The organism is Thiogranum longum (assembly GCF_004339085.1).
In the GTDB taxonomy this organism is placed as follows: Bacteria; Pseudomonadota; Gammaproteobacteria; order DSM-19610; family DSM-19610; genus Thiogranum; species Thiogranum longum.
Genome location: NZ_SMFX01000001.1, coordinates 879389 through 905193 on the forward strand (window position 1 = coordinate 879389; position 25805 = coordinate 905193).

The following is a 25805-nucleotide window of genomic DNA, read 5'->3' on the forward strand; positions in this document are numbered from 1 at the left end:
AACAACCCTGTGCGGGATATACGGAAAACGCACGTGTTATAACACGGCGTTTTTCCAGATATACAATGTTATGTTTAAGAGAAAATGAATAGGAAACTATTGGCAATCGGGTTTGTTGTTATCCTTGCAAGTGGTTGCGTATCATTGATGGTGCAAAATCCAACATTGCATGATTTGTCAGGATCATGGGAATCTACTGGCCCGCTTTCATATTTTAGGTTATCTGTAAACGAAAATGATGCCGGGATAATGGCAATAGTTTTTAATGAAAACTCTATAAAGCTTTATAAAATTGATTCGTTTCAATCACTACAAGAAAAGTTCAAAATTAAACTTGTTGATATAAATGGAGAGGAAGAACCAGTACTCCTAGAAGGACACCTTGTTTTAGGGCGCTTAGCCTTAAATAACATATCAGAGCCAGATGAAATATTGTGGTTCATTAGGTCTGAGGATCTTTTGAAATACCGGAAAGCAGCAATCGATGAAATTAACAAGCACCAGTGATATTAACATAACAAAAAGTTCAACCTGACATGTTTTACAACGCGCCTTTTTGTAGCCTCGCTGCGCCCGATAATGTCACAAAAAGGCGCGTTGTAAAACATGCAGGTTAACTAAACGTTAGGCGCTAATTGGATGGATTATGAATGGGTTTGCAATGTTTGCAGAGCATTGAATGAATCTGAGGCTCATTCATGCCGTAAATGCAATGCGCCGGCCGAATTAAATCAGTTTGAGATTGTTGAGCTGAGAAAAAAGCTTGCTGAAGGAGAGGTGATTCAGCCCTTAACTCGAAGTTCTAGTCCTAGCTTGAACCGTTACTACTGGTTTGTGGAAGTATCAGACGGGAAAAATTTTGTTGCTAGAACTATTGGCAATACCGTGTGGTGGTTAGGGCTTGGAATGCTAGCAGCCATGCTTCTTGTAAAGGTCTTATTGCCGGAGAGCTTGGACATTGAGTGGATTGCGATCCCTCTGATATTTCTCGGCATCCTGGAGATACGAAACTTTAGCCTAGGAAAAGAAACATTTCTGGGCTATGTCGTAACTCCAGCAACGGAAGAGAACGCGGTTTGGCGCTGGCTCGGTTTGGTCCTCGATATGTGGATTATTAGTATTGGGGTTTCGATGGTGTCCTTTGGTGGCGCCTAACAAGCCCTTCCAGCCGACGCAAAAACCGCGCAGCTGAAGGGCGACGTTAGCCTTAAAACATGGACAAGCAACGAACAACAATATTATTCGCCTTGATGCTCGCTAGTACAGTAGGGCTTACTGAGCCTATTGAAAAAGCGGCTCCACCCTGCAACGACAAGCTTATCGAAAAATATCAGAAAGGCGTAGAAGACAATAATGCGCAATCCATCTACATGATGGCGCGTTACTACAGCACGGGTAAATGCCTAGCTGGTGATGGAAAAAAAGCAATACAACTGTATTTTCAGGCGGCCGAGCAATCATACCCACCCGCTTTTTATAACGTCGGAATGATATTGGCAGCAAATCAAGAATTTGAGCAAGCAGCAAAAATGTTCTTTGCGGGTGCGGCGCTAGGGCATCGAGGCTCAGAATTGCAATTGGGCATTCTGTATTCACTTGTACCACCACCTATAGGTAATGACCTTCAGGCTTATGCTTGGTTGTCTTTAACCGCAGGAAGATCAGAACCCGTCGCGGAGGAGGCGAAAAGTATTCTTAAGAGGGTAAAATCGCGATTGAGTGGATCAGAGTTGGAGCGTGCTCAAGAGTTGGCTAAGAAAATTAACGCTGATTTCGGCTCATTACCACCTTTCAAGCATGAAGAGGCTAACAAGCCCATCCAGCAGATGCCAAAGAACGGCGCGGCTGATGGGTGACGTTAGCGCTAAGAATAAGGAGAATCAACAATAATGAATATTGCTATTAAGTTTTCAATGCTTGTTTTATTTGCAGCATTAGTCGGGTGTGCAAATCCCCTCAACCGCGCAACATCTGATCGTTACTCGCAAACATGCTCGGAAGCTGAAAGAGCAGGAAACATGCAAGTAGCAGCGGAGGCATGCTATCGAGCCTACGTTAACGTCGAGTGGGGTAACTTAGGGCCAGAGGCGAAATCCGAGAAATTATATAATTTTGGTAGAGTGCTACGTAAATCAGGCCGTTACACCGACGCAAAAGAGGCGCTTACAAGGTCGCTCGCTGAAGAAGAAAAGCTGTCTGGTAAAAGTAGTATAAAAAGTGGCAGAAGAATGGCAGAACTTTCAGCAACCTACCTAGAATTAAATCAGTTTGAAGATGGCGCTAAATATTTGGATGCCGTTCTTCCTATCACCGCCCAATACTCTAAGAGTGAAAAGCAATTTATTGCGGCACTGTTGTACTTTTATGGCAATAACCTAAAGGATGTACAAAAAGCTAAAAGCTACCATGCAAAGATGGCCGAGCTTGGTTACTCAGAGGCAGATTTTGAGCAAAAGCGCTAACAAGGCGCTCGTTCGGACGCAAACTACGCTGCGCTTCGTTTGCGCCGCACAGCTTTGGCGTTATGTAGTTAATGATTAATTTAAACCGATCATGATAATTAATATGAAATACATAGTAGGTTCTTTAATTATAAGCTTTGGCATTATTTTTGTAGCGGTTGTATTGTTGATTTCGCTGAATGTGCAAGCGCCAGAAAGTGTTATGAAATATTTGGGGTTGGCATGGGCTGTATTAGCGATTGTTTCATACCCACTAGCAAAAAAATTGATTCGTAATTAATGAGGTGCCAACGTATTTAATGCCACATAACAACCGCCTCAAATTGACGCGGTGCGTAAACGCGCCTCACAATCTAGGCAAGCGTTATGTGTTTAAACAACAGACTAATAAATGAACCCTCAAGAAGTCATTGATTATTGGTACTCAGATCAGGTCAGAAGCCAGTGGTTTTCATCTACGCCGGAGTTAGATGCCGAGATTCGCAGTAAGTATGAAACTGTTTGGGAGCGAGCGGTAGAAGGCGAGCTAGATGGGTGGAAAAAGGATGCTCTGGGTAGCTTAGCTTTAGTTCTAATATTTGATCAATTTCCGCTCAATATGTTTCGAGGTGAAGCAAAGAGCTTTAAAACCGAGGGAGACGCGATAGAAGTTGCAAGAGCTTCTATTAATAATGGTTTTGTACCTCAGCTCAATGATGAGCAATTGTCATTTTTATTTATGCCGTTTATGCATAGTGAAAAAATAGAGGATCAAGACCTAGCGGTTAAGCTTTTCCGTGAAAACGAATTAGAGGGAAATCTTGAATTCGCGAAACATCACAGAGATATAATTCGGAAGTTTGGGCGTTTTCCTCACCGAAATAGAATATTGGGGCGAGAGAGCACTGTTAAGGAGCTTGAGTATTTAGGGAGTAAAGGTTCATTCAATGGGTAAAGAAACACATAACCAGGCGTTCGAGCTGACCCAAAACCCGTGGTTTGAATTGCGGTGTCGCTTCGCGTCACTATACCGCAATTCAAACCACGGGTTTTGTGCTGCTCAACTTGGTCGTTATACCTCTGAAAAATAATCGCTTTTATCTACATTGACATGTACACGGAATGTACATACACTTATCTCATGGACTTTGAGTGGGATCCAAGGAAGGCTGCCGAAAATCTCCGCAAACGCGGGGTGGACTTCGCTGATGCGGTGATTGCTCTAGAGGATGAAAACGCTCTTACCATTGAAGATAGGGATCACCCGGAACAACGTTTTAAAACATTGGGACTGGGGCCGCAATTGAATGTCCTTTTCGTTGTTCACGCTGAACGTGGCGAAAATTGTATTCGCATTATTTCAGCCCGGAAAGCCGATCGCAGTCAAACCAAACAGTATTATCAAGGCCTGAGCTATGAGTGAAGATTTCAGTAAAGGAAAACGAGGCGCCGTAATCAAGCCTGACCCAAACAAGGTTCGTATCACCATTCGTTTAGACGCGGACATTATTGAGCACTTCAAGAACCTGGTGCATGCTGCAGGAGGCGGAAACTACCAAACGCTTATAAACGAAGCATTGCGTGAGCATATCAAAGCACACGATAAATCATTAGAAGATGCATTACGGAAAGTTATCAGAGAAGAGTTAAAGCAAGCGGGGTAAGGTATAACAATGCGGCCCAATCCGACGCGCGTATGCGCGGCTGGCCTTAATCGTTATGCCGCAGGGTTGACATACTATATAACGTATATATACTAATTAAGGTATGTGGGAGATATACGAGCACAGGAAGGCCGTAAAGCAGCTTGCGTCGCTGCCAATTGACGTGCTCAAACGATATGAAAAATGGAAAGATATCATATTGATAAGTGGCCCTGATGGGTTGAAGCAAATTAGAGGCTTTAGGGATGAGGCGCTTCGTGGTGAATGGAAAGGGCATCGTTCATCTCGTCTAAACATTCAGTATCGCGTCATCTACAAAATCGAGAAGGATCTTGTTTTGGTTCAGGTGGTTAACGTGACGCCGCACGATTATCGTAGGAAGTAAGATGAAAGATTATCGAAAAGCAAAGAAGTCGGTGGATGTCTCTGTTGGGGAGTCGGTTCGGATTCTTCGTGAATTACAGGAAATGAGTCAGAACGAGCTTTCTGAGCTAACGGGCATTCCGCAATCCACCATCTCTGCCATTGAGAATGATCGAGTCAACCTTGGAGTGGAGCGGGCAAAGATTCTTGCCAGGGCGCTTAAATGCCATCCCGCTGTTCTCGTCTTTCCGGGTTGGGATGTTCGCCAAGAGTCTGCGGCATAACCAATCATTCGAACCGACGCTAGAAATCAGCGCGGTTCAATTCAATCGTTAGAGAACTTAAGCGACTGATGCATATGCCGTTTATGGTGTGCTATTATTATCGCATGGCAACTTCAGCACGCGAACTATATCAGCAGGCGATGGAACTCGAAGACGAAGAGAGGGCTTCGCTTGCTGGGCTTTTATTGGAGAGTTTGGACACGGAAGTGGAGGAGGGGGTTGAAGCGGCGTGGCTAGAGGAAATAGAACGCCGGATGGCGGCGCTGGATTCTGGTGATGCCAAATTGGTTCCTTGGGAAGATGTAAGGAATCGACTCCTAAAAAGGCTGGATGCCGCAGAGAACAGTTAGATTTCATTCGGCAGCAATTAACGAGGCTGATGCGGCCTTTAGTTGGTATGCGCAACGCAGCCTGCTTGCTGCCCGTGCTTTTACGCAAGAATTAAATCATTCGGTAGAGATGGTTCGAGAGGGTCCGGATCGATGGCCTCGATTCGGTACCAGGGCGCGTCGTTATGTAATGCCCCGGTTCCCATTCAGTCTTATATACAGGTTGAAGGGTCAGGAAGTCGAAATCATTGCAATTGCACATCACAAACGTAAACCTGGCTATTGGCATTCCCGTTGATTGGTGTTTGCTGGATTCGCCCTCTAACCATGCGGCCCAGTCCGACGGGCGTACCGCGTGCGGCTGGCCTTAATCGTTAGAGGTTGCATACTGCTAATCGCCTGAATTTTAATACATATAAAAATATGGCATATTGGCCATATCCAGACTATACTGACCTTATGAGCAAGGACAGCTTCGATTGGGATCCAGAGAAGGATCTAGCAAACCAGTTAAAACACGATATCTCGTTCTCGGAAGCGCAGTATGCTTTCGCCGACCCGAGCAGGATAATTGCAGAAGACCTGGCCCATAGTAATAAAAAAGAAAAACGGTATTTTTGCTTTGGAAAGGTTGGAAGTGGTGTCGTGACGGTGAGGTTTACTTATCGCGCTGGTGTAATTCGAATATTTGGCGCCGGTTATTGGCGGAAAGGTAAAAAGATCTATGAGCGCGAAAATTAAATATACCGATGAAGAGCTTGGTGAGCTGAAGGTGATAGCTGATTTCCTCCCATCTCCAGAGGAACTTGCCTTTAAGGAAGATACCGTAAAGGTCACCATTTCTCTTAGCAAAGAAAGTGTGGAATTTTTCAAGCAAGAGGCAAAAAAACATAAAACGCAATATCAAAAAATGATCCGGCGCTTATTGGATGTGTATTCAGCATCGCAACAGCAACCTCTAACAAGGCGCTCAACCGGACGCGCAAAAAAACGGCGTGCCTGTTAGCCTGGTCGTTATATTTTGCAATAAACATCTGTTTTACCGCTTGACAAGGTACTCCATTGGAGTATGCTTGATCTTACATGATTACCGTCGCAGAAACAGGGACGTTTCAAAGAAAAGCGAATCAGCTCCTTTCCGAAGAGGAAAAATCGGATCTGATTGCTTATCTTTCGGAAAATCCGCAAAGCGGTGTCCTTATCCAGAATACAGGGGGTATCCGCAAGCTCCGATGGGCCAGGAGTGGTGGAGGGAAAAGTGGCGGAGTAAGGGTTATCTGCTATTTCCATAGCGAAATAATGCCTCTCTATCTTCTCACTGTTTTTGGGAAGAATGAAAAGGCCAATATTTCTATGAAGGAAAAGCAGGTGTTGTCCAGGCTCGTTAAAGAGCTGGTGAGTTTCTGGAGTTAGAGAGATGGGTAAAGCATTTGATGAAATACAAGAAGGTTTAACCGATGCGATCAGCTATTCCAAGGGAAAGAAAAGTAAAGTCGTCGAGCATACGCCGGAAGAAATAAACGTGAAGGCTATTCGTGAAAAAACCGGGATGAGCCAGCAACGATTCTGCGCGGCTTTTGGAATTTCACTTGGTACCCTGCGTCATTGGGAGCAAGGCTTGCGAAGCCCTAGAGGGGCTGCCCGGGTTTTACTCAAGGTTGTGCAAAAGAACCCGGAGGCGGTTATTAAAGCAATCTCGGAGTAGCCAAATATAACCATGGCGTCGAGCAGACGTCAGGGACGCAGGCGCGCGCTGCCGCTACTCACGCCAACCGTTATGTGCTAAATCGCATTTTTTAAGCGTAGGTGCTTATGAAATGCCTGGAAGTCTTTATCGGAATGAAGTAATGGTAGACTATACTCAATACAGAAGGTTGCGATAATCGAGTCTATAGTTTTTCTGACGGTAACGCCTTTCTTTCTTAACAACCTAAAATTATCAGCACTTTTTACAGCGATGCTGGTATTGAGCATATTGAATACGGTAAGTGATGTAAGTAGATTCTTTGCGGTTTTGTAGTCCTTATCATTTCTGAAACCCTGCAAAACCTCAGCAAGAATCAAATCTCCTGTAGCAACCGGTTCAATGCCAAGCAATGAATCAAGCTTGTCAGTTTCAGGTGTCGGGTTGCCGTTGAAGTAATCAACCCAGACACTGGAATCGACAAAGATCATCTGTTGAGTCTCATGCTATCAAGATCGCCGTCCCATTTGAGCTTGCCCTTAAATTTCTTGATCGCTTGCTGTTTATTTAATCTAATCAGTGCCTTGAGGCCAAGCTCAACTGCCTCACGCTTGGTTTTAGCGCCGGTGAGTTTAAGTGCATCAGCCATGAGTTTGTCATCGATAACAATATTGGTGCGCATAACCACTCCGAATGTGTATAATTAAGCGTGCGTGTACACATTAAAGCATATCTGCAGGGTTGGTTTCAAGCGTCCCCGTAGCGCACATAACCAATCATTCGAACCGACGCTAAAAATCAGCGCGGCTCAATTCTAAAGTAGCCGGTCAGTGACGCTATTTGGCCACGGTCATGGATCGCTATTCGTGACGCCTGTTGGGTTGGGCGCTGGGCAAGGAGCGAACGGCTGCGCTGTCACGAAGAGCCCTGCGTCATGCCTTACGCGTGCGCCAGCCATCCAGTCACCGATGGAGTTTGATCAAGCATGTTTATAACTACGGGGTGTCAACTTTTTAGTAGGAACTCCCCGTTCAATTGAGACATAATAAATGACAAAGATAGCAATCATACAAGAGTCCTCCGTTTTACTTGATAGAGATAAAACGATTGATAAGGCAGTTCAATTGATAGAGCAAGCAGCATCAAACGGCGCCGAGCTGGCTATATTCCCTGAAGCATACATATCTGGCTACCCCGCCTGGATATGGAGGCTGCGTCCCGGTGGTGACTGGGGTGCAAGTGAAGAGTTACATTCTCGTTTATTAGATAGCGCCGTTGATATTGATGCCGGTGACCTGAAACCTCTATATGAAAGTGCGAAGAAGAATAAAATTAGCGTTATTTGTGGATTAAACGAACGAGACAATATAGTAAGTAATGCAACACTCTACAACACAGCAGTAATGATTAGTAAAGACGGTAATATTGTTAATCGTCACCGTAAACTTATGCCAACAAATCCTGAAAGAATGGTCTGGGGTTTTGGTGATGGTACTGGTTTAAATGTTGTAGAAACGACAGCAGGAAGAACAGGAACTTTAATTTGCTGGGAAAATTACATGCCTTTATCAAGGTATGCTCTTTATTCACAGAATCTCGAAATTTATGTTGCACTCACATACGATAGCGGCGATGGGTGGATAGGAACAATGCAACACATCGCGCGAGAAGCGCGTTGCTGGGTTATATGTAGCGGCGTAGTTATTACAAACCGCGACATTCCTAACGATTTTCCAGATAAAGAAACCTTTTATCCTTCTGATGAAGAATGGATAAACCCTGGAGACTCTATAGTCGTCGCACCTGGTGGTGAAATAGTAGCGGGTCCAATGCATAAAGAAAAAGGTATTCTATATGCAGAGGTAGACTCAAAACGAGTTGCTATTTCAAAACGTGACCTTGATGTTTCCGGGCATTACGCCAGACCAGATATTTTTACGCTTAGTGTCGATAAAAATACACAGAGTCCAATAAAATTCAAATGAAAAGCAAATCTGACAAATCGCTTAACCGGACGCGCTACGTGCACATAACCACTAGAGAGAACGAGGGCTACATGAAAGAGATTACAGGGATAAATCACATTGGAATCAGGGTTGAAAACCTGGATGATGCGAGAAAGTTTTACGAACAACTCGGGTTTATATTTCTTGCAGGTCCTGTCGGTCCAGAACCCGTCGCGATAATGGAGCATCCATCTGGTGTGAATATAAATTTTATTTTAAATGCGGATTCAGGAATTACAAAAAATATTCTAATGGATGTAAAGGAAAGATATCCAGGCTACACACATATTGCCCTGGATGTAAATGATATTAGTGCTGTTCAGAAACAAATAGAAGATCTAGGCATCAATATTACAGAAGGACCAATAACACTACCAGATGGTGGAATCATGTTCTTCATACGTGACCAAGATAAAAATGTAATCGAGTTCCATCAAAATAGCGCTTAATGCACCATGATTTTCGATTACTTAACAACAACGATCTGTTGCACGCTGACGTTCTAAAGCGGCCACCGAAAAAGCAGGCCACAACTTTAGCGCGCAGGTGAGCCGGGCGTTAGGCGAAAAAAGGAAAGTACCGTGATGAGGAAGAAGCTGCAGATTATTGCGCCAATTGTTCTTGTCGCAACAAGTAACTTATTAACCGCAGATGAAGACCCAAGGCGGCTGGTTGAGCTACCAGAAATGATGCAGCAGCATATGATGTCAAATATGCGCGATCATTTAGTAGCCATAAATGAAATACTTATAAACCTGGCAAATGAGCAGCCAGACCAGGCAGCAGAAATAGCAGAATCGCAGCTGGGAATGAGTTCACTTGAATCACATGGAGCAAGTCACATGGCCAGGCTTATGCCGGAAGGTATGCGCCAGGCGGGCACAAGCATGCACAGAGCAGCAAGCCGCTTTTCGCTAAAAGCTCAAGAAGGGGATTTATTGTCTACTTATAAGGCTCTTTCTGAAGTTACATCTGCTTGTGTGGCATGTCATACAGGTTACCGTATTCGATAATCATAATATCGCCCGATAATGCGCTCGTTCTGACGAAAGCTCCGCTGCGCCCCGTTTGCGCCGCACAGCCTGGTCGTATGTGCCTGAGGTTGACGTTCGCTATCAATCCAGTACTCTATCGAGATTTCCGATACTATCGATGCTATTAAGAGCATAATCGGTTGTAAAATACCGTATTCTAACGGCTCCAGTCCTGAAATTATGTAGAGGAGAATACAAGTGGCCAAGCCCAATTACGCGTTTGAAAAGCGCCAGAAAGAAATCGCCAAAAAGAAAAAGAAGGAAGAGAAGCGGTTACAAAAAGCGGGGGTAGGCGATAGTCAGCCGCAGGATGCCCGGCCTGTACCTGGAAATGATGATAAAGCGGCAACAACCGGCGACACGTAGGTAAATAATCGAAGTTAATGAATATTAAACACACAAAGGAAAACACGACATGAGTACAGGTACCGTAAAGTGGTTCAATGCAGATAAGGGTTTCGGTTTTATCACCCCGGATGATGGTGGCAAGGATTTATTTGTTCATCATTCGGAAATCCAGAGTGGTGGTGGATATGCGACGCTTAGTGATGGTCAGAAAGTAGAGTATGAAGTTGGGCAAGGCCAAAAAGGGCCGTGTGCGAATAAGGTTACGCCACTCTAGGCCGGGACGCTTCGCTACGCGCCCCTGGCGGCGAAAACAAAGCCTGTCGCTGAAGCTGATAATTCGTTTTCAGGCGATGTAAATGGATGTCTATATTAAAAATGAAAAGTCGTTTATGACAATCGACGCTATAACGCTGCATGATACCGAGTTGACCTGTAGAAAATGTGAGGCCTACTGTTGCCGTTTAGAGGTGCTGCTCATTGGTGATACCGATGTGCCCGACAATTATATTGAGCTAGATGAGTGGGGCGGGAGGAGCATGGCGCGGCTAGAAGATGGCTGGTGTTCGGCCCTGGATAGAAACACCATGATGTGTATGATTTACGAGAAGCGGCCAAAAATTTGCCGTGACCTTGAGATGGGGGGATACGAGTGTATTTCCGAACGAGCCGCCAATCTGTAGATGTAGAACAAGACAGTCAAGTCGTTCCGAGAGTGCCTGCGAAATAGTTGACACCCCGTATTAAATGAGGAGTAGTGTATGTCAAATGAAGGCTACCACGAACCAATCGACGAGCTTACTGATGAAACCAGATATATGCATAGAGTAATTACCTCGCTAATTGCTCACAAGTAACGGCCACTAAATTCCAGTTTATTCCAGCCTGTACCAGACAAGTCATTCAGGCGTGACATGCGCTCCGCTATGGGAATTTAACCCTAAGGTTAACCGCTCGGAGCCGAGAATCTGAACGATGCTACTGAAAACTGTGTTTGGGACAATGCGCCCCTCATTTCTTGTTTTGTCTCCCATTTGTGTATTTCTGGGTTTTAGTACTTCGCTTGCTGCCCGGTCACATGTGAGCCCAATTTTATTTTTTCTTGTTCTTACCGGTGCGGTCTTCGCTCATATAAGCGTAAACATGCTTAATGAATACTTCGACTTCAAAAGTGGGCTGGATTTCAAAACCGAAAAAACAGCCTTTAGTGGTGGCAGTGGTGCACTTCCAGGCAACCCTGAAATGGCTAATGCAGTCCTGATTATCGGCCTGTTGTCGTTGATGGTGACAGCCATAATCGGCGTCTACCTCATTCTTGAGCGGGGCATTCAGATCCTGCCTGTTGGCATTGCCGGTGTGGTTTTGATCATTACCTATACACAATGGCTTAACCGATTTCCATTTCCATGCCTGATCGCTCCTGGCCTGGGATTTGGGATTCTGATGGTTCTCGGTACACATATGATTTTAACCGGTGGGAATTCACATTTACCCTGGCTGGTTTCCCTCGTGCCGTTTTTCCTGATAAACAACCTTCTTTTGCTAAATCAGTACCCGGACGTAAAGGCGGATGCCAGCGTTGGTCGCAATACCTTTCCAATTGCATATGGTCTGGATAAAAGCACTGTCGTATACACGATATTTTTTGTGGCAGCGTATTTATCGATACTTGTCGCTATTGCTAAAGGATATATACCAGGTCAGAGTATTATTGCTGTTATTCCTGCTGTATTTTCGTTGTATGCTCTTTCGGGGGCGCGCAAATATGCATCAAGAATCGGTGATTACCCCCGATACCTGGGAGCGAATGTGGCTGCGGCTGTATCAACTCCATTATTGCTTGGTGTCTCGATAATCAATGGCTGACAAGTCGCCCGCGCCGGAGGGGCGCCTGTTACAGTTGGTGCGGCCAGAGTGACATTCTGGGGGGCGCTTGCCATGGTGTTAACTGCAGGTGTCGGGAGATTATTCGGTGTGGCCGCGTAGTGACATTCCGGCTGGCAGAGCTGGTGTTGCCTGAAACAATGCAATATATTCTTTATGATTAAACAACAAGCACCAAGTTAAAACACGCAGATGACATTAAATCCAACGCCTCTATTACTGGATAATTTATACTGGATAACGCTGCTGGCCGTCATTGTCTCGTCCGCATCAGGTGTTCTGAAGGCCGGCTTCAAACAGTACGATTTGTTCGGCGTAATTATAATTGCTATAGCAACAGGCCTTGGTGGTGGTTCGCTACGCGACATGCTGCTGGACAGGGATACATTCTGGATTCGCGACCAGGTATTCTTTATGGCATCGCTTGCTAGTGCCATTGTGATCTTTATTGCGTCAAGGCTTGTTGTGGTTCCCCCGAGATTCTTCCTGGTTGCAGATGCCGCCGGTCTGGCAACGTTTGGTGTGGCAGGTACTCTGGTGTCGCTAATGGTTGGTGCCCCGCCTCTTATTGCAAGCTTTATGGGTGTTATTACAGGAACCATGGGTGGTGTTTTCCGTGACCTGCTATGCAACGAACCACCTGTTGTTTTTCTCAGCCCTTTATATGCAACAGTCTCGTGGGTCGGTTCTTTGTTCTTTATCGGTTTCCTGCACTTCGGTCTGGACATAACGCTGGCAGCTGTTATTGCAGGGCTGGGCATATTTATTTCACGCCTGCTGGCCATTTACTACAATATTACACTACCCAAATTCCGTTTTAAGTCCTGATATCGCTAACAGGTAGCTATTCAATGCAGGTAATGCAGCCTTACCATGAATCACCCTGAAAGTGAGTGTGTGAATATTGCGCTCCGTTACCCTGAAGCTGTCAGGCGGCTACGGATATTGTTGGCCATATCTGCCGTAAGCCTGTTTGCGGGGCTGGTCACGCCCATTATCACCTTGAAGAAATTCGTACTGGTAGAGAATACTTTCTCTGTGCTGGGTGGTGTGCTGGAATTATTAAAAGAGGGGCAGGTGTTTCTGTTTGTTATTATTGCCGGTTTCAGTGTTGTGTTGCCGATCCTGAAAATCGGTGTTTTGTACCGGCTGCTTGGCAAGCGTGCAATGCCCGCCAACAACCTTGACAGGGCTTTGCGGTTGATGCATTTGTACGGGAAATGGTCGATGCTGGATGTTTTTGTCGTTGCAGTGCTGGTAGTAGCTGTTAAGCTCGGCGTAATCGTCAGCGTCGAAATGCGTTTTGGATTATATGCCTTTGCATTGTCCGTATTGCTGACTATGTATATTACAGCCAGAGTCGTGACGTTGACGGACAGCTCATGTGCGACTGGGCACTCATAACCGCCAGATAACGGGAGGTTCTTGCATGAACAAACCGGGGGATACCACACCGATGAAATCATCCGGCCTGGTTGTTGTCGGTGTGACGGCCATTGGTGTGATTGCAAGTCTGATTGGCGCCCTTTGGGTCGGTAAGCGGCAGCGTGAAAAAATGCGCTCCGGGTCAGACAGCGAAGCAGCGCGGAAGGACGGTAATGATGAAGAATGATATGACGGGTGGTTCAATGCTATGAAGAAGGGTGCCAAAAAACCGCTGTTTCTTGTTATTGCCTTGGCGCTGGTTTACGGGATAGCCCAGGAGCGGGGGATTACCCTGCCCGGACTGGCAGGCCAGGATCAGGTTTCGGGTGAGGTTTCGGGCAATGCATTGCAGCAGGCCATCAGTAACCGGAAAAGCGACGTCCAGGTCCGGGGTGAAGGTGTGGTGGTGAAAGTCTTGCCGGATGATCTTGATGGTTCAAGGCATCAACGATTGCTCGTCAAACTTCCCGCCGGTCAGACTATCCTGATTGCACACAATATTGACCTTGCGCCACGAGTGGCCAATCTGCGTGCCGGTGATACGCTGGCATTCTACGGTGAGTATGAATGGAATGAAAAAGGGGGCGTTGTACACTGGACGCACCATGACCCGGGTGGGCGCCATATTGGTGGCTGGCTTGAGCACCAGGGAAAGACTTATCAATAATCGAGACTGCATCAGGCGTCCCCGGTCAGAACGTCTGGCAGTGTGGATGTCGTCAAGGATATTATGTTCTAGCGGTGGTGCCTACGTGCTCAGCTCCTTGAGCTTGTACAACAGTTCCAGTGCCTGCCTTGGCGTCAGGTTGTCGGGGTCGATGCCCTGGAAGGCTTCGGCCAGCGGGTGTTCCCGGTCACCCGGAAACAGGTCGATTTGCGTGGTGTCACTGTCTGCTACCGCCTGTTGATGCAGTTTGTTTTCCAGTAGCTGTAACTGCTTCCGGGCTTCGATCAATACCTTTTCCGGTACACCGGCCAGTGCCGCCACCTGCAGGCCGTAACTGCGGCTGGCCGGGCCTTCCTTCACCGTATGTAAAAACACAATACGGTCACCGTGCTCCACGGCATCGAGATGTACATTGGCAATCCCGTTACATTCCTCGGGCAGGCTGGTGAGTTCGAAGTAATGTGTGGCAAACAACGTCCAGGCGCCGATAGCGGCCAGTTCCCGTGCTACCGCCCAGGCCAGTGACAGGCCATCGTAGGTGCTGGTGCCGCGACCGATTTCATCCATCAGCACCAGGCTGCGGTCGGTCGCATTGTTGAGGATGTTGGCGGTCTCGGTCATTTCCACCATGAAGGTGGAGCGGCCACTCACCAGGTCGTCGGATGCGCCGATGCGTGTGAAGATGCGGTCTACCGGACCGATTTCCGCCGCGTCCGCCGGCACGAAACTGCCCATGCAGGCCATTAGCACCACGAGCGCGGTCTGACGCATGTAGGTTGACTTACCACCCATGTTCGGCCCGGTGATGACCAGCATGCGTTGCTTGTCATCGAGTCTGACATCGTTGGGAACAAACGGGTCGTCGCTACACTGCTCGATGACCGGGTGACGACCGCCGCGGATCACGATACCGGGTTCATCACAAAGCACAGGGCGCGACCAGCCAAGCCGCTCGGCGCGTTCGGCCAGCGTGGTAAGCACGTCAAGGCTGGCGAGACCTTCGGCGCAGGCTGTCAATGGTTGCAGACGCTCCATCAACAGCTCGAGCAGTTGCTCATAGAGCTGTTTCTCGCGCTCCAGCGATTTGCTGCGCGCACTCAGCACCTTGTCTTCGTGTTGTTTCAGTTCCGGGGTGATGTAGCGCTCCACGCCCTTCAGGGTCTGGCGGCGCTGGTAGTCGTCCGGCACCTTGTCGGCCTGCAGTTTGCTGACTTCGATGTAGTAGCCGTGCACCCGGTTATAGCGGATTTTCAGTGCGTTGATGCCGGAGCGTTCGCGTTCGCGTGCTTCCATGTCCAGCAGGATCTGGTCGCTCTGTTCGGACAGGCGGCGCAGTTCGTCGAGTTCTTCATCATAACCGGTGGCGATCACGCCGCCGTCGCGAACCAGTGCCGGCGGAATATCGGGGATCGCCCGGCGCAATAATTTCACCAGTTTCGGGTGCTCGCCAATGCGACTGGACAATTGGCCCAGCAGCGGGTCGCTGTCACTGCGCAGCAGTTGCTGGAGGTCGGGCAGTCGCGCCAGGGTGTCACGCAGGGCGCTGAGATCACGCGGACGCGCCGAGCGGAGCGCAATGCGCGACAGAATGCGTTCCAGGTCACAACTGCCACGCAGGGACTCGCGCAGGGACTCGAACAGGTTTGCCTGCAGCAGCGAGTCGATACATTGATGACGACGGGCCAGGGTGTCGCGATCGCGCAGCGGCCGGTGCAGCCAGCGTCGCAGCATACGCCCGCCCATGGCGGTGACGCTCTTGTCCAGCACCGCGATCAGGCTGTGTTTTTTCTCACCGGACTGGGCCTGATCGAGCTCCAGGTTGCGCCGTGTGGCGGCATCCAGGATCACGCTGTCTTCGTGGCGTTCGGTGTGCATGCCACGCAAGTGCGGCAGGGCGGCGCGCTGGGTGTCTTTGACGTATTGCAGCAACGCGCCGGCGGCGCCCACGGCAACCGGCATGTCCTGGCAGCCGAAGCCGCTGAGATCGTGGGTGCCGAACTGCTGGTTGAGTTGTTCGGCCGCGCTGCGGGTGTCGAAGTGCCAGGGCGGTAGCCGGCGCAGGCCGGCGCGTTGGTGCAATGCCGGGGGCAACGTCAGAGCCTCGCTGACCAGCAGCTCGGCCGGTTGCAGCCGTGCGACCTCGCCCAGCAGGGCGTCCTCGCCGTTGAACTCCTGTACCGTGAAGCGGGCGGCGGACAGATCCAGGGCCGCCAGTCCGTAGTAGCCCTCGTCATCGCGGTGCAGCGCCACCAGCAGGTTGTCGCGGCGGTCGTCCAGCAGGGCCTCTTCGGTGAGGGTGCCGGGGGTGACAATACGCACCACTTTGCGCTCTACCGGCCCCTTGCTGGTGGCCGGGTCGCCGATCTGTTCGCAGATCGCTATCGATTCACCGAGGCGCACCAGTTTGGCGAGGTACTGCTCGATGGAATGCACCGGTACGCCGGCCATGGGGATGGGTTCGCCGGCCGACTGGCCGCGCGCGGTGAGGGTGATATCCAGCAACTCCGCGGCACGCCGCGCATCTTCGTAGAACAGTTCGTAAAAATCACCCATCCGGTACAGCACCAGGATATCCGGGTGCTCGGCCTTGATGCCCAGGTACTGCTGCATCATGGGCGTGTGCTTGCGTGTCTCGGGGGCGGCTGACATGGTGCGCCAGTCTAGCCCAATTGAAGCGCCGGCCATAGCTTGCACATCCGGCCGGTGTTTGATACTGATGGAGTCATAACAGGAGAGGAGCAGGGCATGAGTCTGGACCGGCGATCATTCGACGAAAAGCGGGATTTCATTCGCGTACCGGTGGACTGCGATATTTCCCTTGAAGCCGTGGATACCGGACGGCATTTCACCGCAGAGGGGCGCAACCTCAGCGGTAACGGGGTGTTGTTTGTGACCGATGAGACACTGCAGCCCGGCGATCGGCTAAACCTGCGCATCGAGGCAACACAGGTGCTGATGTCGGTACTGGACGCCACTATCGAAGTGGTGCGTGTCGAGGCGCTGGCAGAGGAATCGCGGTTTGTGGTCGGCGGTTTGATTTGCACCATCAATAGCGGCGACTAGCGACCATGCCGGGGGGGATTGCAGCGCGGGTCGTTACTCTGGCCGAATACTTGCAGGCACGCGGTGAGTACCTCGCCTGCGCTGAATCCTGCACCGGGGGCTGGGTGGCCAAGGTGTGTACCGACATGCCGGGCAGTTCCGGCTGGTTCGAGCGTGGATTTGTGACTTATACCGACCTGGCCAAACAGCAGATGCTGGGCGTGCTGCCCACAACGCTGGAGACATACGGCGCGGTCAGCGAAGCGACAGTCAGGGAAATGGCGGACGGCGCGCTGGCCAACAGTGCGGCCCACTGGTCGCTGGCAATAAGCGGGATTGCCGGGCCGGGTGGTGGCACGCCCGACAAGCCGGTCGGCAGCGTGTGGATGGCCTGGGCCGGGCCGGACGGCTGGCAGAAGGCGATGCATTACCATTTCGAGGGCGACCGGGAGAGGGTGCGCCGTCAGTCCGTGGCGGCGGCCTTGCAGGGCCTGCTGGAACGGCTGGAAACCGGTGCCCGCTGAAGGCAAACGGCGACTGTTTTTTGCGCTGTGGCCGGATGATGCTGTGCGCCAGCAACTTGCCGCCGTGTCCCGTCAGTTGTGCAGGCAGCCGGTGCCGGCACACAACCTGCACCTGACGCTGCGCTTCCTGGGCATGCAGGACGAGTCGGCCCGGCGCTGCTTTTGTCATGCCGCTGCACAGGTCAGCGCTTGCCCGTTTACACTGTCACTGGATCGCTATGGTGGCTGGGCGCGTAAACGCATCCAGTGGCTGGGGCCGTCGGCACCGCCGGCAGCGCTCGGTGAGCTGGTCGACAGGCTGAACGGCGCTCTTGAAGCGTGCGGTACAGAAGCTGAGACACGACCTTTCGTTCCCCACGTAACACTTTCTCGCAAGGCAAAAAATCCCGTTGAAGACCCGTTGCCGGAGCCCCTGGTCTGGCCGGTGGACAGCTTTGTGCTGGCCGAATCCGTACCGTCTCCTGATGGCGTCCGATATGTCGTTCTTGAACGATGGGCGCTGTAATCTGCAAGCTCGACGGCCTGTCGGGTATTGGCTGACACGGATCAGAAACACTACTGTTTATTTTTACAGTGGTATGCGGCATACTGCCTGTCATTCAACCGGGAGACGCCCGGTTGCCGCGGAAAGCCCGCCCCGGGGTCCGTGTTCTTGAAGATGCAACAGTCGGGAGAAGACGATGGACGATAACAAACGCAAGGCACTCAGCGCAGCACTTGGTCAGATCGAAAAACAGTTTGGCAAGGGCTCGGTCATGCGCATGGGCGATGTGGGCGCGGTACGTGACGTGGACGTTGTTTCCACCGGTTCGCTGGCACTGGATGTGGCGCTGGGGATTGGTGGTCTGCCGCGTGGACGCGTTGTCGAGATTTACGGGCCTGAGTCATCCGGCAAGACTACGTTGACCTTGCAGGCCATCGCCGAGTGCCAGAAGGCCGGCGGCACGGCGGCCTTTGTCGATGCCGAGCACGCGCTGGACCCGGCGTATGCCGAGAAGCTGGGCGTGCAGATCGACGATCTGCTGGTCTCGCAGCCGGATACCGGCGAACAGGCACTGGAAATCACCGATATGCTGGTGCGCTCCGGCGCGGTGGATATCGTCGTGGTCGATTCGGTGGCGGCACTCACGCCCAAGGCCGAGATCGAGGGCGACATGGGCGATTCGCATATGGGCCTGCATGCACGGTTGATGTCACAGGCATTGCGCAAGCTGACGGCTAACATCAAGCGTTCCAATACACTGGTGGTCTTCATTAACCAGATTCGTATGAAGATCGGCGTCATGTTCGGCAGCCCGGAAACCACCACCGGTGGTAATGCGCTCAAGTTCTACGCCTCGGTGCGACTGGACATCCGCCGTATCGGCGCCATCAAGAAGGGTGACGAGATTGTCGGCAACGAAACCCGTGTCAAGGTAGTGAAGAACAAGATGGCGCCGCCCTTCCGCCAGGCCGAGTTCGAGATCCTGTACGGTGAAGGTATTTCACGTGAAGGTGAGCTGATTGACCTGGGCGTCAAGAACGACCTGATCGACAAGGCCGGTGCCTGGTACAGCTACAACGGTGACCGTATTGGCCAGGGTAAGGACAATGTACGCAAGTACATGAAGGAACATCCCGAGATGGCCGTGGACATCGACCGTCAGTTACGCGCCATGCTGCTGGAAACCAACACAGTGGAAGAGACGAAAGTGGATGAAGAGGTCGACGCCGCAGAAGTCAAACACTGAGCCGGACGCCGAATGCAGTTTTGCGGAAGCCTGTCAGAAGGCCTACGCCTGTGGACTGAGGCTGCTGGTGCGCCGCGAGCACAGTGAACGCGAACTGCGCTTCAAGCTGGAGCGTCGCGATTACAGGCCTGCTGTCATCGACGAAGTGCTGTCGCAACTGGTTGATGACGGTTATTTAAGCGATGCGCGCTTCGCGGAGGTGTTTGTCCGCAGCCGACACGAGCGGGGTACCGGGCCACTGAAGATCCGCGCCGAGTTGCGCGAGCGGGGTGTGGACGAAGGACTGGTTGAAGACGCGTTCCGCGAGCTGGGAGCGGACTGGTTCGATGCCGCGCGCCGGCAGCGTGATCGGCGCTTCGGTGTTACCCCGCCGCAGGACTTCAGGGAGCGCGCACGCCAGTTGCGTTTCCTGCAGCAGCGGGGGTTTAGCGGTGAACAGGCGCGTGCCGCACTCGCGTCGGCGCCGCGTTACCCCTGAGTCGCTCCGGGGTTACTCCCGGGTTCGGGATTTCCCATACTTTACAGCAGCTAACTCGCGATATGGATGCAATTGGCGACAATATCCTGTACCTTTCCGCGCCATGACAAGTACCACCGAAATACGCCGGCAGTTCCTGGAGTTTTTCCGCGGAAAAGGCCATGAAATCGTGCCCTCCAGCTCGCTGGTGCCCGGCAACGATCCGACCCTGCTATTCACTAATGCCGGCATGGTGCAGTTCAAGGATGTCTTCCAGGGGCTGGAAACGCGTAGCTACATACGCGCGGCCAGTTCGCAACGTTGCGTGCGTGCCGGTGGCAAGCACAATGACCTGGAAAACGTCGGTTATACGGCGCGCCATCACACCTTTTTTGAAATGCTCGGCAACTTCAGCTTTGGCGATTATTTCAAGCGCGAAGCCATCCGGTTTGCCTGGGAGTACCTGACCGAAGTCGTCAAGCTGTCACCGGAGCGCCTGTGGGTGACAGTGTTCGAGGACGACGACGAAGCCGCGGACATCTGGTTGAAGGAAATCGGTGTCGATGCCGGGCGTTTCTCGCGCATCGGTGCAAAGGATAATTTCTGGTCGATGGGGGATACCGGTCCCTGCGGGCCGTGTACGGAAATCTTCTACGATCATGGCCCGGACATCCCCGGCGGACCACCCGGTACCCCCGAGGAAGACGGCGATCGCTATATCGAGATCTGGAACCTGGTGTTCATGCAGTACGACCGCGATGCCAGCGGTACCCTGAACCCGTTACCCAGGCCTTCTGTCGATACCGGCATGGGACTGGAGCGGCTGGCTGCGATTCTGCAGGGGGTGCACAGTAATTACGAAATCGACCTGTTCCAGAATCTTATACGGGCCGCGGCGGATCTCATCGGCTGCAAGGACCTGGAAAGCAAATCTCTGCGCGTGATTGCCGACCACATCCGCGCCTGTTCGTTCCTGGTGGTTGATGGTGTGATTCCCTCCAACGAGGGCCGCGGTTATGTGTTGCGACGTATCATTCGCCGCGCCATTCGCCACGGACACCAGCTGGGCCAGCGCGAGCCGTTTTTCCACAAACTGGTTGCGCCACTGGTGAAGGAGATGGGTGACGCCTACCCGGAGCTGGTCAAGGCCCGCTCGCAGGTCGAGAAAGTACTGGCGCAGGAAGAAGCGCGCTTCGCGGAAACACTCGACAACGGCATGAAGATTCTGGAAGACGCTATCGCCAGGCTGAAAGGCAAGGTCATTCCCGGCAGTACCGTGTTCAAGCTTTATGATACCTACGGCTTTCCGGTTGACCTGACCGCTGATATTGCACGTGAGCGTGGCCTGTCGCTGGATATGGCCGGTTTCGAAACCGAAATGGAAGCGCAGCGCGACCGCGCGCGCGCGGCCAGCCATTTTTCTGTGGTCGATACCGGCGGTATCGAGATCGATGGCAGCACGGAATTTACCGGCTACGATACGCTCAACGACCAGGCACAGGTGACCGGCCTGTTCCACGATGGCGAGAAGGTCGACGTCCTGAAGGGTGGTGAAGAGGGTATCGTGGTGCTCGACCATACACCGTTCTACGCCGAGTCCGGTGGCCAGGTCGGCGATCGGGGTGTGATCCGCTTCGAGGGCGGCGTGTTCCGCGTGATGGATACACAGAAGCAGGGCAAGGATGTGATTGCGCACCTTGGCATGCTGACCCAGGGCGAGATGCATGTGGGTGACAAGGTCGATGCGCTGGTCGATCAACAGCGTCGTGATGCGACACGCCTGAACCACTCCGCGACACATCTGATGCATGCGGCCTTGCGCAAGGTGTTGGGCGATCATGTGCAGCAGAAAGGCTCGCTTGTTGACCCGGAGCGGCTGCGCTTTGACTTCTCGCACTTTCAGCCGGTCACGCCGGAAGAACTGGAACAGATCGAAACGCTGGTCAACGAACAGATCCGCGCCAACGCCGATATCGAAACCCGCGTCATGCCCGTTGACGAGGCCATGGAAGCCGGCGCCATGGCCCTGTTCGGTGAAAAGTACGGCGATGAAGTGCGGGTGCTGTCGATCGGTGACTTCTCTGTCGAACTGTGTGGCGGTACGCACGCGCGACGCGCCGGTGACATCGGCGTGTTCAAGATTTTGTCCGAAACCGGTATTGCCTCCGGTGTGCGCCGCATCGAAGCAGTGACCGGCGAGGAAGCATTGCACTATATCGGTGAAACCGAAAAGAACCTCGGCGAGATTTCAGCGTTGGTGAAGGGTAACCGCGAGGACGTGACCACGCGCGTCAGCCAGATGATCGAGCGTAACCGTAAACTGGAAAAAGAACTGGATACGCTGAAGGCAAAACTGGCCAGTACCCAGGGCGGCGACCTGGCTTCGCAGGCGCAGGAAGTCGATGGCATCAAGGTGTTGGCCGCACGGCTCGACGGTGCCGATGCCAAAACGCTGCGCGAGACCGTGGATCAGCTTAAAAACAAACTGGGTGCTGCCGCCGTGGTGCTCGCCACGGTCGAGGGCGACAAGATTTCACTGGCGGCTGGCGTGACGAAGGCCGAGAGCAAACGCATCAAGGCCGGTGACCTGGTGAACCAGGTGGCAACACAGGTCGGTGGTCGTGGCGGCGGACGCCCGGACATGGCACAGGCCGGCGGCAACCAGCCGGAAAATCTCGACGCGGCGCTGGCCTCCGTGGTGCCGTGGGTCAGCCAGCAGCTTGGCGGCTGATTAAACGGTTTTATCACACCTCGATTTGTAGTCTAATGCACCGTTTTGGCGCGGACACTGGATTGGCAAGCTGAAATGGCGTTAATCGTTCAAAAATATGGTGGGACTTCAGTCGGCACGCCCGAGCGTATCGAGGCGGTGGCGGACAAGGTCATTGCCTACCGCGATCAGGGGCACCAGCTCGTGGTGGTGGTGTCTGCCATGAGCGGTGAAACCAACCGTCTGCTGGAACTGGCTGGCCAGATCAGCGACCGCCCTGTACCCCGTGAGCTCGATGTCCTGCTTTCCACCGGCGAGCAGGTCACCATTGCCCTGTTGTCAATGGCGCTGGAAAAGCGCGGTTGCCCGGCGCGCTCCTACACCGGTGGACAGGTCCATATCCTGACTGACAACGCACACAACAAGGCGCGTATCCAGGACATCGACGCCGAGCGGGTCGGTGCCGACCTGTCGGCGGGCCGGGTGGTGGTGGTGGCCGGTTTCCAGGGTATCGACGAGGAAGGAAACATCACCACACTGGGCCGTGGCGGTTCAGATACCACCGCCGTGGCACTGGCTGCAGCGTTAAAAGCTGATGAATGCCAGATATTTACCGACGTTGATGGGGTATACACCACAGATCCGCGGGTTGCACCTGATGCGCGCAGGCTGGATCGTATAACTTTCGAGGAAATGCTCGAAATGGCCAGCCTTGGCTCAAAGGTACTGCAAATCCGTGCTGTGGAGTTTGCGGGGAAGTACAATGTGCCTCTGCGTGTACTGTCCAGTTTCGAGCCGGGCAACGGCACGCTGATTACCTATGAGGAAGAAGGAATGGAACAGGCACTGATCTCCGGTATCGCGTTCAATCGCGACGAGGCGAAGCTCACCGTGCTCGGTGTGCCGGATCAGCCGGGTATTGCGCACCTGATCGTCGGGCCGATCGCCGATGCCAACATCGAGGTCGACATGATCGTCCAGAACATGGCGCCGGATGGCAAGACCACCGATTTTACCTTCACCCTTCACCGCAATGACTATGCGCGTGCAATGGAGATTCTTCAGGCGACCGCCAATGAGCTGGGCGCCAGTGAAGTATCGGGTGACGACAAAATCGTCAAAATTTCCCTGGTCGGTGTGGGTATGCGCTCACACGCCGGTATCGCATCAACGATGTTTGAGACATTGGCGAAAGAGGGGATTAATATAAGGATGATTTCGACCTCCGAGATCAAGGTTTCGGTGGTGGTTGACGAGAAGTACCTCGAACTGGGTGTTCGCGCCCTGCACGAGGCGTTTGAGCTTGAGCAGGAAGCTGTAAATTAAGTCTCCAAATAAGCATTCGCGCAAAATAAAATATCCAATAAAAACAAAAAACTGAAGTTGTGTTTTAGTTTTAATGGGGGTGGCCGACACTAGATTGTACGTTGGTTGCCTTATGAATATGTGCCAGCCCTTTAATGTGGGCAGGTGAAAAAGTGCAGGTCAAGGAGACAAAAGGAATGTTAATACTTACAAGACGGGTCGGTGAAACTCTCATGATCGGTGACGAAGTAACCGTCACTGTGCTGGGCGTAAAGGGTAACCAGGTCCGTATCGGCGTTAATGCGCCGAAAGAAGTCGCTGTGCATCGTGAAGAGATCTACGATCGCATCAAGCGTGAACAGGATTCAGGTACTGCCTCGAAGGAGGCTGTCGATAACAACGAGTTTTAACTTTACCTCGCAGATCGACGCCGGTATCCTTGCCGCCTCTGAAATCGCGTAATTACTGATTGTCAGACTGGAGAGGTGGCCGAGCGGCTGAAGGCGCTCCCCTGCTAAGGGAGTATGGGTTAATAGCCCATCGAGGGTTCGAATCCCTCCCTCTCCGCCAAATATCAAAAGACCCCGCAAGGGGTCTTTTTTTGTCTACGGAAGAGCGAATGTCCTTGAGTTTTAGCGCGTGCTTATGGATAATCTCGCGCTTCTACGCGCCCGTAGCTCAGCTGGATAGAGTACCTGGCTACGAACCAGGCGGTCGGGAGTTCGAATCTCTCCGGGCGCGCCAATTTTCTATTCATATCAGCATGTTACATGCATTCCGCATAGCCGGTTTCCTCATGTCTGTCCAATAGGGGGGAGAATATCCATTCTATTGGACAGGTGCCGTCTTTTTGCGCCTTCATCTGAACGACTAATCCCCGCGCAAGTACTCGCTGCACATAAGAAAAGTTCATTGTGCCGTGGTTCTTACGATGAACTGTTGAATATTGCACGTCTGGGTGGGACCTGTGTGATGACGATCTGCTACAGGCGCTGTTTTAGTTGTGATGAGTTTACTATCCGTATCGTTACCGAACCTCCCAAATTGGGATATTTCTACTTGCTCCCATAACGGGAGGATGCTAGAGTGAGCCGATGAGAGTGATCGCAAAGTCCATGCTGCGGAAGTTTTGGGAGAGTAGTCCGAAATACAGAGATGCAAGGAAGCAAATGACGGAATGGTATAACTTCTGTGCAGCGGCAGAGTGGAGTACGCCGCACAAATTAAAGGCGGATTTACGTAATGCGAGTATCTTAAAGAATAACCGTGTTGTTTTTAATCTATGTGGGAACAAGTACAGAATTGTAGTGCTTGTCGATTATATCCGGCACGGGATGCTGATTCGCTTTGTAGGGACACATAAGGAATACGACGAGATTGAGGATATTGAGAATATTTGAGGTGCATGATGAAACTGAGGCCCATCAAAAATGAACGTGAACTGAATCGTGCGTTAAAGCGCATCGATGAGCTTTGGGGTGCAAAACCCAATACGCCAAGAGGCGATGAACTGGATGTTCTGATGTTGCTCGTAGAAAAATATGAAGATGAGCATTATGCCATTCCCGCATCAGATCCCGTTGAGGCGATCAAGTTCTTGATGGAGCAGAACAGCTTGTCGCGCAAAGACCTGGAACCGTATATCGGAACGAGTGGGCGTGTGTCCGAGGTATTGGGTAAAAAGCGAAATTTGACGCTGACAATGATCCGGAAATTACATGAAGGCCTGAAGATTCCGTACGAGTGTCTCATTGCGTGAAGTGATCACAAGTACTAAGTAACATGAGTAAATCACTTGTCCAATAGAAAGCATCAAATAACCCCAAATACAGGCAAATATAGCCAAATAGCCCGATTTTATTGGACAGTGTATCTCGTATAAAAGCTAATAATTACAACAATATACAGGGG

General features: G+C 51.4%; 40 protein-coding genes, 2 tRNA genes and 1 pseudogene. 40 read left to right on the forward strand and 3 right to left on the reverse strand.

Annotation, left to right across the window (positions count from 1 at the left end; all coding sequences use genetic code 11):
* The first annotated feature begins 84 nt into the window (after nt 1-84).
* The 16 genes from DFR30_RS04355 (at nt 85) to DFR30_RS04425 (ending at nt 6786) form a co-directional block, all read left to right on the forward strand.
* Nucleotides 85-507, forward strand: a complete 423-nt coding sequence (locus tag DFR30_RS04355) for a hypothetical protein (RefSeq protein WP_132971509.1) — start codon at nt 85-87, stop codon at nt 505-507.
* 132 nt (nt 508-639) lie between these two features.
* Nucleotides 640-1155 (forward strand): hypothetical protein, encoded by a 516-nt coding sequence (locus tag DFR30_RS04360; RefSeq protein ID WP_132971510.1) that lies wholly within the window; start codon nt 640-642, stop codon nt 1153-1155.
* 59 nt (nt 1156-1214) lie between these two features.
* Nucleotides 1215-1856 (forward strand): tetratricopeptide repeat protein, encoded by a 642-nt coding sequence (locus DFR30_RS04365; RefSeq protein WP_132971511.1) that lies wholly within the window; start codon nt 1215-1217, stop codon nt 1854-1856.
* Nucleotides 1857-1889: 33 nt separating this feature from the next.
* Nucleotides 1890-2462 (forward strand): tetratricopeptide repeat protein, encoded by a 573-nt coding sequence (locus tag DFR30_RS04370; RefSeq protein ID WP_132971512.1) that lies wholly within the window; start codon nt 1890-1892, stop codon nt 2460-2462.
* A gap of 103 nt (nt 2463-2565) precedes the next feature.
* A complete protein-coding gene (locus DFR30_RS14230) occupies nt 2566-2742 on the forward strand; it encodes a hypothetical protein (RefSeq protein ID WP_165869085.1) in 177 nt (58 codons plus the stop codon).
* Between the two features lie 111 nt (nt 2743-2853).
* Nucleotides 2854-3396 carry a DUF924 family protein gene (locus DFR30_RS04375; protein WP_132971513.1) on the forward strand — a complete coding sequence of 181 codons (543 nt, stop codon included), beginning with the start codon at nt 2854-2856 and terminating at the stop codon, nt 3394-3396.
* Nucleotides 3397-3582: 186 nt separating this feature from the next.
* Entirely contained in the window at nt 3583-3864 is a 282-nt protein-coding gene (locus DFR30_RS04380; RefSeq protein WP_132971514.1) for a BrnT family toxin, read from the forward strand.
* Nucleotides 3857-4105, forward strand: coding sequence for a BrnA antitoxin family protein (locus DFR30_RS04385; protein WP_132971515.1), 249 nt, complete (start codon nt 3857-3859; stop codon nt 4103-4105). Before DFR30_RS04380 ends, DFR30_RS04385 begins: the two co-directional genes overlap by 8 nt.
* A gap of 103 nt (nt 4106-4208) precedes the next feature.
* Nucleotides 4209-4490, forward strand: coding sequence for a type II toxin-antitoxin system mRNA interferase toxin, RelE/StbE family (locus DFR30_RS04390; protein ID WP_132971516.1), 282 nt, complete (start codon nt 4209-4211; stop codon nt 4488-4490).
* A gap of 1 nt (nt 4491) precedes the next feature.
* Nucleotides 4492-4752, forward strand: coding sequence for a helix-turn-helix transcriptional regulator (locus DFR30_RS04395; protein ID WP_132971517.1), 261 nt, complete (start codon nt 4492-4494; stop codon nt 4750-4752).
* Between the two features lie 68 nt (nt 4753-4820).
* Complete coding sequence (locus tag DFR30_RS04400) at nt 4821-5102, forward strand: addiction module protein (RefSeq protein WP_207891804.1); 282 nt, start codon at nt 4821-4823, stop codon at nt 5100-5102.
* A complete protein-coding gene (locus tag DFR30_RS14755) occupies nt 5083-5379 on the forward strand; it encodes a type II toxin-antitoxin system RelE/ParE family toxin (RefSeq protein ID WP_132971518.1) in 297 nt (98 codons plus the stop codon). Before DFR30_RS04400 ends, DFR30_RS14755 begins: the two co-directional genes overlap by 20 nt.
* A 161-nt stretch (nt 5380-5540) precedes the next feature.
* A complete protein-coding gene (locus DFR30_RS04410; RefSeq protein ID WP_132971519.1) occupies nt 5541-5822 on the forward strand; it encodes a BrnT family toxin in 282 nt (93 codons plus the stop codon).
* Nucleotides 5806-6087 (forward strand): CopG family transcriptional regulator, encoded by a 282-nt coding sequence (locus DFR30_RS04415; RefSeq protein WP_132971520.1) that lies wholly within the window; start codon nt 5806-5808, stop codon nt 6085-6087. Before DFR30_RS04410 ends, DFR30_RS04415 begins: the two co-directional genes overlap by 17 nt.
* Nucleotides 6088-6164: 77 nt before the next feature.
* Complete coding sequence (locus DFR30_RS04420; protein ID WP_132971521.1) at nt 6165-6494, forward strand: type II toxin-antitoxin system RelE/ParE family toxin; 330 nt, start codon at nt 6165-6167, stop codon at nt 6492-6494.
* A gap of 4 nt (nt 6495-6498) precedes the next feature.
* Nucleotides 6499-6786, forward strand: coding sequence for a helix-turn-helix domain-containing protein (locus DFR30_RS04425; RefSeq protein WP_132971522.1), 288 nt, complete (start codon nt 6499-6501; stop codon nt 6784-6786).
* Nucleotides 6787-6863: 77 nt separating this feature from the next.
* Here the strand turns inward: DFR30_RS04425 and vapC are convergent, their stop codons facing one another.
* Both vapC and DFR30_RS04435 read right to left on the reverse strand, forming a co-directional pair.
* Complete coding sequence (gene vapC, locus DFR30_RS04430; RefSeq protein WP_132971523.1) at nt 6864-7256, reverse strand: type II toxin-antitoxin system VapC family toxin; 393 nt, start codon at nt 7254-7256, stop codon at nt 6864-6866.
* Complete coding sequence (locus DFR30_RS04435) at nt 7253-7447, reverse strand: type II toxin-antitoxin system VapB family antitoxin (RefSeq protein ID WP_132971524.1); 195 nt, start codon at nt 7445-7447, stop codon at nt 7253-7255. Before DFR30_RS04435 ends, vapC begins: the two co-directional genes overlap by 4 nt.
* 367 nt (nt 7448-7814) lie before the next feature.
* Here DFR30_RS04435 and DFR30_RS04440 point away from each other — a divergent pair, with 367 nt between their 5' ends.
* The 12 genes and pseudogenes from DFR30_RS04440 to DFR30_RS04495 all read left to right on the forward strand — a co-directional run bounded on the left by DFR30_RS04440 (nt 7815) and on the right by DFR30_RS04495 (nt 14126).
* Complete coding sequence (locus tag DFR30_RS04440) at nt 7815-8750, forward strand: carbon-nitrogen hydrolase family protein (RefSeq protein WP_132971525.1); 936 nt, start codon at nt 7815-7817, stop codon at nt 8748-8750.
* 71 nt (nt 8751-8821) lie between these two features.
* Nucleotides 8822-9220, forward strand: a complete 399-nt coding sequence (locus DFR30_RS04445) for a VOC family protein (protein ID WP_132971526.1) — start codon at nt 8822-8824, stop codon at nt 9218-9220.
* Between the two features lie 135 nt (nt 9221-9355).
* Entirely contained in the window at nt 9356-9784 is a 429-nt protein-coding gene (locus tag DFR30_RS04450; protein WP_132971527.1) for a cytochrome c, read from the forward strand.
* 219 nt (nt 9785-10003) lie between these two features.
* Entirely contained in the window at nt 10004-10171 is a 168-nt protein-coding gene (locus tag DFR30_RS14235; RefSeq protein WP_165869086.1) for a hypothetical protein, read from the forward strand.
* A 49-nt stretch (nt 10172-10220) separates the two neighbouring features.
* Entirely contained in the window at nt 10221-10427 is a 207-nt protein-coding gene (locus DFR30_RS04455) for a cold-shock protein (RefSeq protein WP_132971528.1), read from the forward strand.
* An 82-nt stretch (nt 10428-10509) separates the two neighbouring features.
* The gene (locus DFR30_RS04460) at nt 10510-10833 is read left to right on the forward strand and encodes a YkgJ family cysteine cluster protein (RefSeq protein WP_243640675.1); all 324 of its coding nucleotides are present in this window, start codon (nt 10510-10512) and stop codon (nt 10831-10833) included.
* A 78-nt stretch (nt 10834-10911) separates the two neighbouring features.
* Nucleotides 10912-10995, forward strand: a pseudogene (locus DFR30_RS14705) (ferritin); the annotation flags it as partial.
* Between the two features lie 157 nt (nt 10996-11152).
* Nucleotides 11153-12016: a prenyltransferase gene (locus DFR30_RS04470; protein ID WP_279386914.1), complete on the forward strand. Its 864-nt coding sequence runs from the start codon at nt 11153-11155 to the stop codon at nt 12014-12016.
* 210 nt (nt 12017-12226) lie between these two features.
* Nucleotides 12227-12862, forward strand: coding sequence for a trimeric intracellular cation channel family protein (locus tag DFR30_RS04480; RefSeq protein WP_132971530.1), 636 nt, complete (start codon nt 12227-12229; stop codon nt 12860-12862).
* 45 nt (nt 12863-12907) lie between these two features.
* Nucleotides 12908-13438 (forward strand): paraquat-inducible protein A, encoded by a 531-nt coding sequence (locus DFR30_RS04485; protein WP_132971531.1) that lies wholly within the window; start codon nt 12908-12910, stop codon nt 13436-13438.
* Nucleotides 13439-13463: 25 nt separating this feature from the next.
* Entirely contained in the window at nt 13464-13646 is a 183-nt protein-coding gene (locus tag DFR30_RS04490) for a hypothetical protein (protein WP_132971532.1), read from the forward strand.
* A 21-nt stretch (nt 13647-13667) separates the two neighbouring features.
* Nucleotides 13668-14126 carry a DUF3465 domain-containing protein gene (locus DFR30_RS04495; RefSeq protein WP_132971533.1) on the forward strand — a complete coding sequence of 153 codons (459 nt, stop codon included), beginning with the start codon at nt 13668-13670 and terminating at the stop codon, nt 14124-14126.
* Nucleotides 14127-14207: 81 nt separating this feature from the next.
* Here the strand turns inward: DFR30_RS04495 and mutS are convergent, their stop codons facing one another.
* The gene (mutS, locus tag DFR30_RS04500; RefSeq protein WP_132971534.1) at nt 14208-16775 is read right to left on the reverse strand and encodes a DNA mismatch repair protein MutS; all 2568 of its coding nucleotides are present in this window, start codon (nt 16773-16775) and stop codon (nt 14208-14210) included.
* Between the two features lie 96 nt (nt 16776-16871).
* Here mutS and DFR30_RS04505 point away from each other — a divergent pair, with 96 nt between their 5' ends.
* From DFR30_RS04505 to DFR30_RS04560, 12 genes are all read left to right on the forward strand, one after another.
* Complete coding sequence (locus DFR30_RS04505; protein ID WP_132971535.1) at nt 16872-17189, forward strand: PilZ domain-containing protein; 318 nt, start codon at nt 16872-16874, stop codon at nt 17187-17189.
* Between the two features lie 5 nt (nt 17190-17194).
* Nucleotides 17195-17692, forward strand: a complete 498-nt coding sequence (locus tag DFR30_RS04510; protein WP_132971536.1) for a CinA family protein — start codon at nt 17195-17197, stop codon at nt 17690-17692.
* On the forward strand, nt 17682-18197 hold the full coding sequence (gene thpR / locus DFR30_RS04515; RefSeq protein WP_165869087.1) for an RNA 2',3'-cyclic phosphodiesterase: 516 nt from the start codon (nt 17682-17684) through the stop codon (nt 18195-18197). The genes DFR30_RS04510 and thpR overlap by 11 nt, the downstream gene beginning before the upstream one ends.
* Nucleotides 18198-18372: 175 nt before the next feature.
* Complete coding sequence (gene recA, locus DFR30_RS04520) at nt 18373-19422, forward strand: recombinase RecA (protein WP_132971538.1); 1050 nt, start codon at nt 18373-18375, stop codon at nt 19420-19422.
* Complete coding sequence (locus DFR30_RS04525; protein ID WP_132971539.1) at nt 19388-19900, forward strand: regulatory protein RecX; 513 nt, start codon at nt 19388-19390, stop codon at nt 19898-19900. The genes recA and DFR30_RS04525 overlap by 35 nt, the downstream gene beginning before the upstream one ends.
* 103 nt (nt 19901-20003) lie before the next feature.
* Nucleotides 20004-22610, forward strand: a complete 2607-nt coding sequence (alaS, locus tag DFR30_RS04530; RefSeq protein WP_132971540.1) for an alanine--tRNA ligase — start codon at nt 20004-20006, stop codon at nt 22608-22610.
* Nucleotides 22611-22685: 75 nt separating this feature from the next.
* Nucleotides 22686-23915 (forward strand): aspartate kinase, encoded by a 1230-nt coding sequence (locus tag DFR30_RS04535; RefSeq protein ID WP_132971541.1) that lies wholly within the window; start codon nt 22686-22688, stop codon nt 23913-23915.
* Between the two features lie 176 nt (nt 23916-24091).
* The gene (csrA, locus tag DFR30_RS04540; RefSeq protein ID WP_132971542.1) at nt 24092-24304 is read left to right on the forward strand and encodes a carbon storage regulator CsrA; all 213 of its coding nucleotides are present in this window, start codon (nt 24092-24094) and stop codon (nt 24302-24304) included.
* A gap of 69 nt (nt 24305-24373) precedes the next feature.
* A tRNA-Ser gene (locus DFR30_RS04545) sits at nt 24374-24464 on the forward strand.
* Between the two features lie 97 nt (nt 24465-24561).
* Nucleotides 24562-24638, forward strand: a tRNA-Arg gene (locus DFR30_RS04550).
* A gap of 425 nt (nt 24639-25063) precedes the next feature.
* A complete protein-coding gene (locus DFR30_RS04555; protein ID WP_243640677.1) occupies nt 25064-25294 on the forward strand; it encodes a type II toxin-antitoxin system HigB family toxin in 231 nt (76 codons plus the stop codon).
* 8 nt (nt 25295-25302) lie between these two features.
* Nucleotides 25303-25653 (forward strand): helix-turn-helix domain-containing protein, encoded by a 351-nt coding sequence (locus DFR30_RS04560; protein WP_132974375.1) that lies wholly within the window; start codon nt 25303-25305, stop codon nt 25651-25653.
* Nucleotides 25654-25805: the final 152 nt, after the last annotated feature.